The organism is Anaerolineae bacterium, assembly GCA_016931895.1.
Classification (GTDB): Bacteria; Chloroflexota; Anaerolineae; order 4572-78; family J111; genus JAFGNV01.
This window is the reverse complement of record JAFGDY010000019.1, coordinates 1-13096: the sequence shown is the minus strand read 5'-3', so window position 1 is coordinate 13096 and position 13096 is coordinate 1. Positions and strand designations below refer to the sequence as shown.

The 13096-nt window shown below is 55.2% G+C and carries 13 protein-coding genes; 5 read left to right on the top strand and 8 right to left on the bottom strand.

Features of this window, described 5'->3' with window-relative positions:
* The 5 genes from JW953_01815 to JW953_01795 all read left to right on the top strand — a co-directional run.
* Positions 1-355 (top strand): isoleucine--tRNA ligase (locus JW953_01815; GenBank protein MBN1991411.1); only part of this gene is annotated, 355 nt, incomplete at its 5' end.
* A gap of 167 nt (positions 356-522) precedes the next feature.
* A complete protein-coding gene (gene thrH / locus JW953_01810; protein ID MBN1991410.1) occupies positions 523-1182 on the top strand; it encodes a bifunctional phosphoserine phosphatase/homoserine phosphotransferase ThrH in 660 nt (219 codons plus the stop codon).
* A gap of 23 nt (positions 1183-1205) precedes the next feature.
* Positions 1206-3077, top strand: coding sequence for a bifunctional homocysteine S-methyltransferase/methylenetetrahydrofolate reductase (locus JW953_01805; protein MBN1991409.1), 1872 nt, complete (start codon positions 1206-1208; stop codon positions 3075-3077).
* 69 nt (positions 3078-3146) lie between these two features.
* Positions 3147-4115 carry a DinB family protein gene (locus JW953_01800; protein ID MBN1991408.1) on the top strand — a complete coding sequence of 323 codons (969 nt, stop codon included), beginning with the start codon at positions 3147-3149 and terminating at the stop codon, positions 4113-4115.
* Between the two features lie 76 nt (positions 4116-4191).
* Positions 4192-4674 carry a hypothetical protein gene (locus tag JW953_01795; protein ID MBN1991407.1) on the top strand — a complete coding sequence of 161 codons (483 nt, stop codon included), beginning with the start codon at positions 4192-4194 and terminating at the stop codon, positions 4672-4674.
* Positions 4675-4741: 67 nt separating this feature from the next.
* Here JW953_01795 and hypE read toward each other — a convergent pair whose 3' ends face one another.
* The 8 genes from hypE to JW953_01755 form a co-directional block, all read right to left on the bottom strand.
* On the bottom strand, positions 4742-5815 hold the full coding sequence (gene hypE / locus JW953_01790; GenBank protein ID MBN1991406.1) for a hydrogenase expression/formation protein HypE: 1074 nt from the start codon (positions 5813-5815) through the stop codon (positions 4742-4744).
* A 5-nt stretch (positions 5816-5820) separates the two neighbouring features.
* A complete protein-coding gene (gene hypD / locus JW953_01785) occupies positions 5821-6942 on the bottom strand; it encodes a hydrogenase formation protein HypD (GenBank protein ID MBN1991405.1) in 1122 nt (373 codons plus the stop codon).
* A gap of 197 nt (positions 6943-7139) precedes the next feature.
* Positions 7140-7397, bottom strand: coding sequence for a HypC/HybG/HupF family hydrogenase formation chaperone (locus JW953_01780; protein MBN1991404.1), 258 nt, complete (start codon positions 7395-7397; stop codon positions 7140-7142).
* Between the two features lie 153 nt (positions 7398-7550).
* Positions 7551-7988 carry an NUDIX domain-containing protein gene (locus JW953_01775; GenBank protein ID MBN1991403.1) on the bottom strand — a complete coding sequence of 146 codons (438 nt, stop codon included), beginning with the start codon at positions 7986-7988 and terminating at the stop codon, positions 7551-7553.
* A 30-nt stretch (positions 7989-8018) separates the two neighbouring features.
* Complete coding sequence (gene hypF / locus JW953_01770) at positions 8019-10355, bottom strand: carbamoyltransferase HypF (GenBank protein ID MBN1991402.1); 2337 nt, start codon at positions 10353-10355, stop codon at positions 8019-8021.
* A gap of 114 nt (positions 10356-10469) precedes the next feature.
* Complete coding sequence (locus tag JW953_01765) at positions 10470-10898, bottom strand: CBS domain-containing protein (protein MBN1991401.1); 429 nt, start codon at positions 10896-10898, stop codon at positions 10470-10472.
* Between the two features lie 231 nt (positions 10899-11129).
* Positions 11130-12671 (bottom strand): xylulose kinase, encoded by a 1542-nt coding sequence (locus tag JW953_01760; protein ID MBN1991400.1) that lies wholly within the window; start codon positions 12669-12671, stop codon positions 11130-11132.
* Between the two features lie 23 nt (positions 12672-12694).
* Positions 12695-13096: hypothetical protein (locus tag JW953_01755; protein MBN1991399.1), on the bottom strand; the 402-nt coding region annotated here is incomplete at its 5' end.

Here is a 13096-nt window from a genome sequence, read left to right as displayed (position 1 = left end):
GCTGGTGCAAACCCAACCGGCCGAAGGACTGGCCGTAGCCGCCGACAAAGTGGTCACCGTAGGCGTGGATGTGGTTATCACCGATGAGTTGGCTGCCGAAGGTTTGGCTCGTGAGGTCGTACGTCGCATCCAGAACATGCGTAAAGATGCTGAGTTCGACATTGCCGACAAAATCACCATCTACTACCAAACCGAGGGCGGCCTGCACCGCGTGTTCCGCGATTGGGCCGATTACATCAAAACCGAAACCCTGGCCGTGGCCATCAAACACCAACTCATCCCCGAAGCCGCCTTCCAGCGTAAGGAAAAGGTGGACAGCTTGGACGTGATGCTGGGCGTAAAACGTGAAGTCTAAATAAATTGCAAGCCCGGCCACGAAGCCCTCGCCCACCCGGCGAGGGCTTTGTTTATTTGATTTTGCCGCATCCTAAATCCGAGACGCGCCCTCCGTTTGCCAACCGTCGCCATTCAAGGCATAATCGAGGCTTGCCAATTACACGGTCAGATGAAGGGAGATAGTTTGTGCAAATTGCGTGTCTTGATCTGGAAGGAGTTTTTTTTGGAGAAATCTGGATCAATTTTTCTAAAAACACCGGCATTGAAGAACTAAAACTGACCACCCGCGATGTGCCGGACTACGATGCGCTGATGCGCCGCCGTTTGCGTATTCTCAAAGAAAAACAACTGGGCCTGGCCGATATTCAGGCCGTAATTGCCCAAATGGAACCACTCGAAGGGGCCCTGGATTTTATCACCTGGTTGCGCGAGCGATTCCAGGTGGTCATTTTATCGGACACCTTTTACGAGTTCGCCGCTCCCCTTATGAAAAAACTGGGCTATCCCACGCTTTTGTGTAACTATTTGGTGATAGACGCCAATGGCTTTGTGGCCGATTACAAACTCCGGCAGCCGGATCAGAAACGCAAGTGCGTGCAAGCCTTTCATAGTTTGAATTATCGGGTCATTGCGGCCGGTGATTCGTACAATGATCTGACCATGCTCAACGAGGCCGACGCCGGTATCCTGTTCTGCCCGCCCGACAACGTGGTTGCCGAGTACCCGCAGTATCCGGTCACCCGGAATTACGGTGAGTTGCAAGAGGCCTTTCTGCAAGCCAGGGATGGACATTTGGCGTCCTCATCCCGCCTGCCCCATCCCGGAACTGCCGGAGGAATGGGATAAGGTTTAGATATGGAGAAAAAAGCATGACCAACAGATTTTTACAACAACTCGATACCCGGCCCTTGCTCTGCGATGGGGCTATGGGCACGATGATCCATAGCAAGGGCATTCGTTTTGAGCGATGTTTTGACGAGCTTAATCTCAGCCAACCGGCCCTTATTGCCGATATTCATCGCGCCTACATTGACGCCGGGGCCGACGTGATTGAAACAAACACCTTTGGAGCCAATCGCTTCAAACTGGATGAGTATCGCCTGGCCGATAAAGTTATTGAGATAAATCAGACCGCGGCCCAGTTAGCCCGGCGAGTGGTGGAAGCCTCTTTTAAGGAGGTCTTTGTAGCCGGCTCTATTGGGCCGTTGGGCGCTAGATTAGCCCCCCTGGGGCGGCTGAGCGCGTCCGAAGCCCATGCCGCTTTTCAAGAACAAGCCGCAGCCCTGGTGGCGGGCGGGGTTGATCTGCTGCTTTTTGAAACCTTTGCCGACCTGTTGGAATTGCGTGAAGCCATCGCCGCCGCGCGGGAAGTGTCCGCCGATATTCCCCTTGTGGCCCAGGTTACTTTCACCCAAGACGGCCGCACGCCGCTGGGATACACCCCTCAAAAAGTAGCCGAACAACTGGCCGGCCTGCCTGTTGAAGTGATTGGCCTTAATTGCTCGGTGGGGCCAGCCGATACTTTACGCAGCTTGCAAAACCTGGCCAGGTTTTTGCCCAATGGAACTCGCCTTTCCACCCAGCCCAACGCGGGTTGGCCGGAGCGGGTGGGCGGGCGCATTATGTACCCGGCCCCGCCGGAGTATTTTGGCGACTACGCCCTGGCCTTTATCAAAGCCGGCGCGCGGCTTGTGGGTGGCTGCTGCGGCACCACCCCGGAGCACATCACCCACATGCGAGCCGCCCTGGACAATCCCACCCGGGAAGTGGCCCATCTACTTGTGCCCGGCGACGAAAGCGCCCCGGTACCAACCCAGGATACCGTAGGGGCCACCCGGTTAGCCCGCCAACTGGCGGCGGGTGAATTTGTGATTGGCGTGGAAATGAGCCCCCCCAAAGGCTTTTCAGCCGAACGACTGCTGGCCGGCGCAGCCACCCTGCAAGCCGCCGGCGCTAACGCCATCAACCTGGCCGACAGCCCCCGCTCACGGATGCGCATGAGTCCCTGGGCCATGTGTCACCTGCTGCAAAGCCAACTGGACATGGAAACCGTACTCCATTTCCCCACCCGCGGGCGCAATATCTTGCGCGTGCAGGGCGACCTGCTGGCTGCCCACGCCTTGAATGTCCGCAATATTTTTGTAGTGATGGGCGATCCCACTTCTATCGGCGAGTATCCTGACGCCCTCAACGAGTACGACGTAGTGCCAACCGGCCTGATAAAATTGCTCAAACAGGGCTTCAACCAGGGCTTTGATTACGGCGACGAGCCGATCCTCCAGCCCACCAATTTTCTGGTGGGCTGCGCGGTGAATCTGACCCCCCCCGACCCCGAACGAGAACTAAAAGTGCTGCACCGCAAAATAGAGAGTGGGGCCGACTTTGCCCTCAGCCAGCCGGTTTACGACGTGGCCGCAGCCAAAGCTTTTGTCAACCGCTATGAGGCGGAATACGGCCCCCTAAAGCTACATCTTCTGGCCGGGCTGTTGCCCCTTTACAATGCTCGCCACGCCGAATTTTTACACAACGAAGTGCCGGGCATTAATATCCCCCCAGAAATTCGCCAGCGCATCCGCAGCGCCGGCAGCAACAGCGCCCAAGCCGGGCTGGTCCTGGCCCGCGAACTCATTGCCGAGCTACGCGCCTTTGCGCACGGCATCTATCTTATGCCGCCGTTTGAACGGTTTGATCTGGCGGCTGAATTGATTGAATCGGTAAAACAGGAAACGCCAGCAGCTTGACGCCGCTTCTGATTTGGGTTACTATTCAACAAGCATCACTTATTCCAAACGAAAGGGAACTCTGGTACGATGGGCAGCATTCCTGAAATCGTTTCTTATTTAGAATTTGGCCGCGCCGAACTGCTTCAGTCCGTGGCCGGATTGTCGCACCGCGAAATGACCCAAATTCCTACTTTTGACGATTGGACAGTTAAAGACGTATTAGCCCACATTATCGGCTGGGACCAGTGGACCCTGGAAATTCTGCCCCTTATTTTACAAAACCGGGCCGGTGAAATAGCCGGGATAAACCCCGACGTCCTCAACCAACAAACCGTAAAAATCTGGCGAGACAAACCGTTGTCTGAGGTACTCAGTACCATCCACACCACTCACCGGCAAATTTTAGACATCATTGCCGGATTGGACCACATTGAAATTGACACGCGCCGGGCCAGGGGTGAGCAAACTATCACCATCCGCAGCTACGTTATTGACATTATGGTAGAACACGAACGCCAACACGCCGAACAAATTCACCAGTGGCGTGAGGCGCTGGACAGTTCCATCAATCCTCAAAAAATCAAACAAGCCCTGGCCCAAAATCGGGCCAGAGTGCTGGCCGCCATCGAGGGGTTGAACGAAGATGATTTATTAGACAAAACTGCCGCCGGGACCTGGTCGGTAAAAGACGTGATCGGCCACCTGGCCGATTGGGAGCAGCGGATGCTCAAGGGGGCGCGTCATATTCACAATCCTGAGCTGAAGGCTGTCTCGCCGGTTAGCGCCGGTGAGAATATTTTGGACTGGAATGAGGTGATGGCGGCTAAACAAGCCAAACGTCCCTGGCCGGAAGTGATTGCCGATCTTACCGAAACCCGGCAGGCTTTGCGCGACTTCCTGGCCCAACTGAAACCCAGGGATTGGTCAAAACGCGGCCCTTATCCCTGGCCCCACGCTCAAGGCACGCTGGCCGAACTCATTGGCGATATCGCTGCCCACGATGCGGAACACTTACTTGACCTGGAGGAATGGCACCGCCAAAAAATAAATGAATGAACCGCAAGATAGTGAACAGCGGGCCAACTTGTTCAAGGTCCAGCCAACAATAGCTCAACATACGAGGAGACAACCAATGTTTAAAATCAGCGTTTTGACCCCGGCCTATCTTTTGACCGGCGAAGTAGAGGAAAATACGGCCTTTCTGGGTTGGCTCAACAACAAAGACAAAAACTCGCTTGATCTGCTCAATGTTGAGGGGCTGGTTTTGGATCCCAACGCCGCTATGCCTGCTACCGCCGCCAAACTGATTACGCTGGATAAAAGTCAGGTGGTGGCCATTGACATGGTTAGCCCAGACAGCCAACAGGCCATCAAAGTTTCACAGCGCGCCGTATTAACGGTGCTTTATACAGGCCGATTTATCATCCAGGCCAACCTGCACCCCAGCGGAGAGATGTCCATCAATCGCATTGCCGATGTGTCCAGAAGTGACTTTGTGCCCGCCACCAATGTCCAACTTCACCCCCTCATCCCCACCCGCCAGCTTCCCCGGCAAAACTCGCCCATAATGATCTTCAATTGGCGGCACGTTGATTTTTACCATGCCCAGCCATAAGGGCAAAAATTGACCGCCTCTAAATTGGGCCAAATACAGACTTTTGTTTTTCTGTTGTTGGGGGAAATCAACAAATCCGGGGCAACAACTCGCCGGCAGGCAGATCAATCACCCGCTGCCCACCGATGGCCGTGCGGCCCACCACCACCCCGGGATGCGTTTCAGTAACACGCCCAATGAGAGCAGCCTGTTGTCCCAAAGGATGGTTATGCATGGCCGCCAATACCACTTCGGCGGAGCCGGCCGGAACAATGGCCAGCAACTTGCCTTCATTAGCCACGTGTAAAGGATCAAGGCCCAACATTTCGCAAGCGCCGGCCACGGCAAGTTGAACCGGCACAGCCGTCTCTTCAATCTCCAGGCCAACGTTCGCGTCCCGCGCCAGTTCATTGGCCGCAGCAGCCAAGCCGCCCCGGGTCAAATCCCGCATGGCGTGGAGGTCAGGACAAGCCTTTAACATCTCGGCCGCCAGCCCATTCAACGGCGCAGAGTCGCTAACAATTTGTGTTTCAAATTGCAGGCCCGCCCGCAAACTCATAATGGCAATCCCGTGATCTCCCAGGGGGCCGTTGACCAGCAGCACATCGCCGGGTGTGACCCGGCCGGGAGTAGGATTGATGCCCGGCGGCAAAATACCCACGCCGTTGGTGTTGATGTACAGTCCATCGCCATGACCCCGCTCAACCACTTTGGTATCTCCCGTGACAATCCGCACCCCGGCAATTTGAGCCGCCGCGGCCATTGATTGCACAATCTGGCCTAACGTTTCAAGGGACAAGCCTTCTTCCAGGATAAAACTGGCGGAGAGATAAAGCGGCTGCGCCCCCATCATCGCCAGGTCGTTGACTGTGCCGTGCACGGCCAGGCTGCCAATATCGCCGCCGGGAAAGATGGCCGGGCTGACCACAAAACTATCGGCGCTAAAGGCCAGGCGGCTGCCGTTGGCCAAAATATCCGGCAACTCCAAAACGGCGGCATCACTCAGAGGGACCGGCTGGCCGGCGCCGGCAAAAACGGGAGCAAAAAGATGTTCGATGAGTTCGTTCATCATTTGCCCGCCGCTGCCGTGGCCCATAACAATTTGGGGATAACGCCGCAAAGGAAGGGGACAGACAAAATTGGTGAGGTTAATGGTAGTCATTGTCTTTAATCTTGGATACGTCCGTATTTGTAATAAGCCGCACACGCGCCTTCACTTGAAACCATGGTGGCCCCCAGAGGAGTCAAGGGGGTGCATTGTTTGCCAAAAGCCGGGCATTGATCGGGTTTTAAAAGCCCCTGCAAAACTTCCCCGCTGCGGCAAATGTCTGATTCAATGGATTGCATTGCGCCTACATCGGGGAAGCGACGCTCGGCGTCAAATTTAACGTATTTTTCCCGCAGGCGATAACCGCTTTGCGGAATCACGCCGATGCCCCGCCAGGCCCGGTCGCAAGCTTCAAACACCTCATTGATCACTTTTTGAGCGGCCAGGTTCCCCTGATTGGGGGCAGTGCGGGCGTAGGCATTTTCAACCTCATAAGCGCCCGCTTCCAGTTGTTTGACCACGTTCAAAATGCCATAGGCCAGGTCTAATGGCTCAAACCCGGTGACCACAATAGGGATGCGATATTTTTCCGCCAGGGGCCGGTATTCGCCCACGCCCATGATAGTGCAGACGTGTCCGGCGGCCAGGAAGCCGTTGACCCGCGTTTCCGGCGCTTCCATAATTGCGGTGATGGCCGGAGGCACCGTAACGTGGCTGACCAGCACGCAAAAGTTGTCCAGGCCCTCGCGGGCGGCCTGCTGCACGGCCATGCCGTTGGCCGGGGCAGTAGTTTCAAAACCAACAGCAAAAAAGACCACGGTTTTGTAGGGGTTTTCGCGGGCAATTTTTAAGGCATCCAGGGGGGAATAAACAATGCGCACATCGCCGCCCTGGCTTTTGACGCTGAAAAGGTCGTTGGCCTGGGTGCCGGTTTTGGCGTAAACAAAGGTGCCCGGCACGCGCAGCATGTCGCCGTAGCTGGTAAAGATAACGTCTGGGCGGGCGGCCAGAACCAGAGCTTTGTCAATGAGTTCCAATGGGGTAACGCACACCGGGCAGCCCGGCCCGTGAACCAATTCAATCTGTTCCGGCAGCAATTGATCCAGGCCGTGGCGGATAATGCTGTGCGTCTGCCCCCCGCACACTTCCATCAACGTCCAGGGTCGGGTGACCGTCCGCTTGATTTCGGCCAACACGTTCCGCACCACCGGCGCGTCGCGATATTCATCAAGATACTTCATCAATAATGATCCTCTTGAAAATTCTACTTAACTCATAGTGCGTATTTCGTATTGCTTAAAAACTATACTCAGCACGGGCATAAAAGAACATTTTTTACTCTGGTAGAATTGTTACTTTATGCCCGTGGCAAGTATATACGAAATACATGTTTCTATCCGGGTCCCAAATACCAAGGGCCATCCCAACACTATTTAACCTATGTTGTCTCCCCCAGTTCCTCAGCCAGTTCGCCCATTTGGGCCAGCAGGGCCAGGGTTTGTTGGGCTTCTTCTTCGTCAATGCGACTGATGGCAAAACCAACGTGAACCAGCACGTAATCGCCCACCTGAGCGTCCGGCTCCAACGAAAGGCAGACCTCTTTGCCCACGCCGCCAAAGTCTACACGGGCCATGGGTAGGTCGCTGGCGGCATCGGTCCAGATTTTGGTGATTTGCCCGGGAATTCCTAAGCACATAGTTTACTCCATATCAGGGTATAAAATTAGTTCAGGCCCTGGATGCTCCTTAACCTATCATCCGGTCGGTCATTATTTATATAATTGCCGGATATTATACCATAAATCCGGCTGAAGTCGTGGCTCTCTTACTGACCTGAATAAGTTGTCCACCTACCATCTGTCCCAACCAATTTCATCAAACCATAAACCTGCTTGCAGATGATGCTCTATTGCCCGGCGTACAAAAGGAATCGTGTTATTGGGAAGTTTGGTAAACCGGCCCCAAATCAAATCGTCACATTCGCTGCGCGGATATGGCTCCCCTGTCCAGTGGCTTGCGCTTAAGAAAAAGTCAATGCCTTCGCCAGTAAGGGAATGGTAGTGAGTGACGCCAATGACCTTTAAAGAAGCAAGCTCGATCTCCACCCCTATTTCCTCCCGACATTCACGGATAGCGGCTTGCCTGATGGACTCGCCCCCTTCCAGATGGCCCCCCACCGGACCATAATTCCCGTCTTCAAATCCGGTGTTGGAACGTCTGGCCAAAAGAAAAGTATCAGAACGTACCAAAAAAACGTGCGCCACCACTGATAGTTTTGCTCTTTTCATCCTATCTCCTGGGTACATAGGTAGGAGAACTTACGATTCATCCCTCAACCGCGCCGCTGACACGGCGGCCTGGCCATAAGCCAAGCCGCCATCATTAGCGGGAACAGTGTGGTGCAATAATACCTCAAAATCGGCCTGCTGGAGCAGGGGCACGGCCATTTCCAGGAGAAGCCGATTCTGCCAGACTCCGCCGGAAAGCGCAACCTGGTTCACTAGCCTTTTTTCAGCCTCAGTATAGTCGCGAACAGCTTTAGCCGCAGTCACGGCCAGTTCGGCTATGGTTTGGTGAAATCGCCGGGCAATGTTGGGCACAAGCACGCCGTTTTGCCGGTCTTCAATAATTTGAGCAAAAAGTGATCCCAAACGGATCTGACCGTCGGCCAGGGTAAAGGTATAAGCCGGGCCGGTAAAATCACTGTTGAGCGCGGCCTCTTCCAAGGCAATCGCGGCCTGGGCTTCATGGGTAGCTTCCCAACACAATCCCAACAGGGCGCTGACCGCGTCAAACAGACGGCCCATGCTACTGGTGAAGGGCGTGTGCAAGCCCTGCGCCAACATTGCTTCCAGGGTAGACCACTCCCACTCCGGCACAGCAGGGAAAAACAAGGACACGTCCAGGTCAGGCAATAAGGTCCGCAAGTAGGCCCAGGCAATGCGGTAGGGCCGCCGGGTGGCGGCATCGCCGCCGGGCAGAGGCAGGTATTCCAGATGATAAAAACGCCGAAAGTTGCGCAGATCGGCCAGCAACACCTCGCTGCCCCAAATGTGGCCGTCAAGGCCGTAGCCGGTGCCGTCAAAGCAGAGGCCGATGGCCGGGCCGGCGCAATCATTTTCGGCCAAACAGGCGGCCAGGTGAGCGTGGTGATGCTGCACTTCCAGCAAGGGTAATCCTTCATCTTTGGCGCGCCGGCGGGCGTAACGACTGCTGGCGTAATCCGGGTGCAGGTCGCATACTATGGCCTGCGGTTGAATGTGGAAAAACTGTTCAAAGTCGGCAATGGCCCGGACATATTCCTCCCGCGCTTTGAGGCTTTCCAAATCGCCGATGTGTTGGGTCAAAAAGACCTGGCGCTCAACAGCAAGGGCGGGCACATTCTTCAAATCAGCCCCCGCTGCCAACAAAGGTACCTCCAAAATAACAGCTTTGGGTAACAAAACGGGCAACGGAGCCAAACCCCGGCTGCGGCGAAGAGGCTGAATGAGCGTTTGGTGATTAAGAGAGGCGATAAACATCACGCTATCGTCGCAACGACGGGCAATAGGCCGGTTGTGAAAAAGAAAGCCATCACAATAGGAACTAAGGCCCTCGTTGGCCTCAACGTTATCGATACAAAGGGGTTCGCCCTGGCGGTTGCCGCTGGTCATCACCAGCGGCGCAGCGGCGGCTTGCAGCAGCAAGTGATGCAGCGGCGTATAGGGCAGCATCACGCCAATGTAGCCGTTCTGAGGCGCAATTTCCGGGGCTAGTTGTTTGGCGGCGGAGTCCGTCCGTTTGCGAAGCAGCACAATCGGCGCTTCCGGGGCCGCCAGTAGAGCCTGCTCCGCCGGGCCGGCGTGGCAATAATCGGTCACTTCAGCCAGGCTACGCATCATCACGGCCAGGGGTTTGGCAGGCCGGTGCTTGTTTGTCCGCAATCGGCCAACGGCTAAACTATTATCGGCGCGACAGGTCAGGTGAAAACCGCCCAATCCCTTCAGGGCGACCACGCCATTATTTTCCATACAAGAGACGGCGGCCTTCACGGCTGCATCACCGAGGGGAGTATCCACGGTCAAGGCGGGCGTTTGGTTAACCTGGGTATACCACACCACCGGCCCGCATTCCGGACAGGCAACGGGTTGGGCGTGGAAGCGACGGTCGGCCGGGTTTTGGTACTCGCGGGCGCAATTGGGACAAAGAGGAAAAGCGGCCATCGTGGTAAAGGGCCGGTCGTAGGGCAGGTTGGTGATAATGGTGAAACGCGGGCCGCAGTGAGTGCAGTTGGTAAAGGCATAGCGGTAACGCCGGTCCGCCGGGTCAAACAGTTCACGGCGACATTCATTGCAGGTAGCCACATCTGGCGAAACCAGGGTGCGGCCGCTCCGGCTTTGGCTGGGACGAATCTCTAAACCGGGACGTTGTTCAATGATGACGGGCAGGGGGGTTGTTTCTAATTCCAAAATCCGGGCCAGGGGCGGGGCATCTTGCTGCAAACGGCTTACAAAACGGTCCAGCTTTGCGGCCGGCCCCTGCACCTCCATTTCTACGCCGATGGAGGTATTGCGCACCCAGCCGCTCACGTCTAACTGTTGAGCCAGGTTATGCAAAAAGGGCCGAAACCCCACGCCCTGCACCACGCCGCTGACCTGCAACCGCCGGCGGGCCATCGTATCGGGGAACTGAGTTAAGTTATTTTTATTTAAATCCGGTGACCGTAGTTGGATGGTGGAATCAAGTTTTGGCATGTAATTCAATAAAAGTGCCTGTGTTGGAGTAAAAGTCTATGGTTCAATTTTATCCCAGGCCTGCACAACCATTCGGAAAATGTCGGATTCGGTGATGATGCCAACCACCTTGTGGCCCTCTATCACCGGCAGGGCGCTAATCTTTTTCTCCAACATCAATTGAGCGGCCTCGGCGATGGTTGCATCCACGGCGATAGTAATTGGCTGGTGGGTCATTACGTCTTTTACCTTTAATTTGGAAATGAGGTAATTCATTTCCCAGATATTCAGGGATGAGGCTTCTGAAGGTTCGGCCCCCCGAATATCACTTCGGGCCACAATGCCCACCAGATGATCATTTTTTACTACCGGCAAACGTCGAATCTTACTGTCGGCCATCAGACGATGCGCCTCGGTCATTTTCATATCCGGGGCTACGGCAACAACCTCACGAGTCATCCAATCTTTAACTAACTCTTGCTTCATTTTTACAGACCTCCCTAAACGCTAATGAATCTTACCTTTTTTGGCTGAATAATACAAGTAGCAGTTAATTCTCAGGCCAGGCTATATTTTGCATTTCTGAGCACTAATGACAAAGGACGAACGACGAAGGACGAAAGATCAAGTTGGTCGTTGGTCGTTGGTCGTTCGTCCATTGCCGGCGTTACAAAATCGTTGAGACTGACCGGCGAATAATAACCAGTAACAACCTTATCATTTAGGCGACTCGCTCAACCGGGTCAATCTTTGCAAATATGGCTGTAGGGCGGGGAAGAGAGGGCGATAGACATCTTGGTACAATTGGGTATAAAAATCAAAACGGGCCGGCACCGGGACAATGGGCGTGGGGTTGACAGCCGTCATCGCCCTGGCCGCCGAGGGGATGTCGTCAAACAGCCCTACTCCCCAGGCGGCCTGAATAGCGGCCCCCAGCGACGAAGCATCAGGCGTTTGGGCCAGATAAAGAGATTTGCCGGTGATGTCGGCGATAATTTGACACCATAAAGGGCTGTTGCTGCCGCCGCCCATCACAATTATTTTTGCCATGTCTGTGGTCAGGGCCTGTTGCATCCCCTGCCAGTGCAACCGTAACTCAAAGCCAATGCCCTCCAAAATGGCCCGGTAGAGATGGGCCAGGGTATGGAAACCGCGCCAACCAACTACAATGCCGCTGGCCAGCGCATCCCAATAGGGATTCATTACGCTGTTCCAGTAGGGGACCAGCAGCAAGCCGTCTGCACCCGGGGCAATTGTTTGGGCGGCTTGCTCAAACATAACTTCAGCCGGAACGTCCGCGCCGGAAAACCGGTCTCGCCCCACAATCTTTTCCACAAACCAGGAGATGGTGTAAGCTCCTCCCAAAAGAGCCGTTTCCAGCATGTAAGAGTCGGGCATCCCCCCGTACATGATCCGGTGGGTCATATCAATTTGATATATTTCGGCATAAGCGCCCGAAATCACCGACGTCCCCAAAATCAGGTAAGCCTGGCCCGCGCCGGTAACATTGGCCCCCAGGCCCGCAGCCTGACCATCGCCTACGCCGGCAACCACGGGCAGGCCGGCCGGCAGGCCGGTCAATCCGGCGGCTTCCGGCGTGACCTGGCCCAGGATAGTTCCTGGTGGGAAAGCCTCCGGCAAATGGTTGGCCGTGATACCCAAATAAGCCATAATTTCGTTTGACCAGCGGTGCTGCGGCATATCAAACAAACCCATCGGGTCGGCGCAGCCCCAGCCGGTGCGGTAAAGGCCGGTCAACCGATGGTGCAAAAATCCGGCCACGTCCAAAAATTTGGCGGTGCGTTGGAACACATCCGGCTCGTTTTGTTTGAGCCAGACGATTTTGGGCAAGGAAAGATTTCCGGTAAGGGGCTTACCCGTCTGCTGATGATAATTTTCCAACCCCAACTGCCGGCCGATTTCCGGCAGCAAGGGGCCACTGCGCTCATCCATCCAGATAATGGCTTGGCGCAGGGGCCGGCCCTGGGCGTCAACCGGCACAAAGGTTTCGCGCTGGGGTGAAATGCACAGCCCGGCCAACCGCTTTTGGTCAATTTTAGACGTGACCTGTTGCAGGGCCTCCAGGCAAGCCGTCCACCAGGTTTCGGCGGATTGTTCATGCCACAGAGGGCGGGGATGTTCCAAAGGAATGGGGCCACGCCCCTGGGCTATCACTTTGCCGGCAGTATCCCAAACAATGGCTTTGCAAGAGGTGGTGCTGCTGTCTAAACCAATGACGAGGTCCCTGGAAACAGTCATGCAAAAAATGCTCCTTCACCAAGTTAACGCGCCCTCGTGGTGAGCACATTCACGCTTTGCGCCGCCAGAGTCAACTGCACCGGATTTTTAGCCACCGGGTAGGTTTCGATAAAACGCAGCGTTGCGGTGGCATCCGATTGAATGTGAGTATAAGCACCGTCAGGGAGGCCAACAAGAGTGATGGTTTGTGGTTTATCGTAATCGTTGATCAGGTGAATTATAAAATGGGAGGGGGCTTTGACCGCCAAGGCGTAAACATGATCCAAGTTGGGCGAAGTTTCGACCACCTGCGATCCTTCAGGGATCTGTTCTTTGAATTGACGTAAAAGGTCAAAAATGGGATAAGGCTTGAGGCCGTCGTTGAGTTGGTAATCGTAACCGGCCATTTGCCAGTACAGCAACACGTTAACCCGGGCCAGTTTGAG

Excerpts from the sequence above, each read along its gene's own strand:
- JW953_01760 (MBN1991400.1), bottom strand. The coding sequence starts at position 12,671 with ATGACTGTTTCCAGGGACCTCGTCATTGGTTTAGACAGCAGCACCACC.
- hypD (MBN1991405.1), bottom strand. The coding sequence starts at position 6,942 with ATGAAGTATCTTGATGAATATCGCGACGCGCCGGTGGTGCGGAACGTG.
- JW953_01805 (MBN1991409.1), top strand. The coding sequence starts at position 1,206 with ATGACCAACAGATTTTTACAACAACTCGATACCCGGCCCTTGCTCTGC.
- JW953_01775 (MBN1991403.1), bottom strand. The coding sequence starts at position 7,988 with ATGAAAAGAGCAAAACTATCAGTGGTGGCGCACGTTTTTTTGGTACGT.
- JW953_01800 (MBN1991408.1), top strand. The coding sequence starts at position 3,147 with ATGGGCAGCATTCCTGAAATCGTTTCTTATTTAGAATTTGGCCGCGCC.
- JW953_01765 (MBN1991401.1), bottom strand. The coding sequence starts at position 10,898 with ATGAAGCAAGAGTTAGTTAAAGATTGGATGACTCGTGAGGTTGTTGCC.
- JW953_01795 (MBN1991407.1), top strand. The coding sequence starts at position 4,192 with ATGTTTAAAATCAGCGTTTTGACCCCGGCCTATCTTTTGACCGGCGAA.
- hypF (MBN1991402.1), bottom strand. The coding sequence starts at position 10,355 with ATGGCCCGCCGGCGGTTGCAGGTCAGCGGCGTGGTGCAGGGCGTGGGG.
- hypE (MBN1991406.1), bottom strand. The coding sequence starts at position 5,815 with ATGACTACCATTAACCTCACCAATTTTGTCTGTCCCCTTCCTTTGCGG.
- JW953_01780 (MBN1991404.1), bottom strand. The coding sequence starts at position 7,397 with ATGTGCTTAGGAATTCCCGGGCAAATCACCAAAATCTGGACCGATGCC.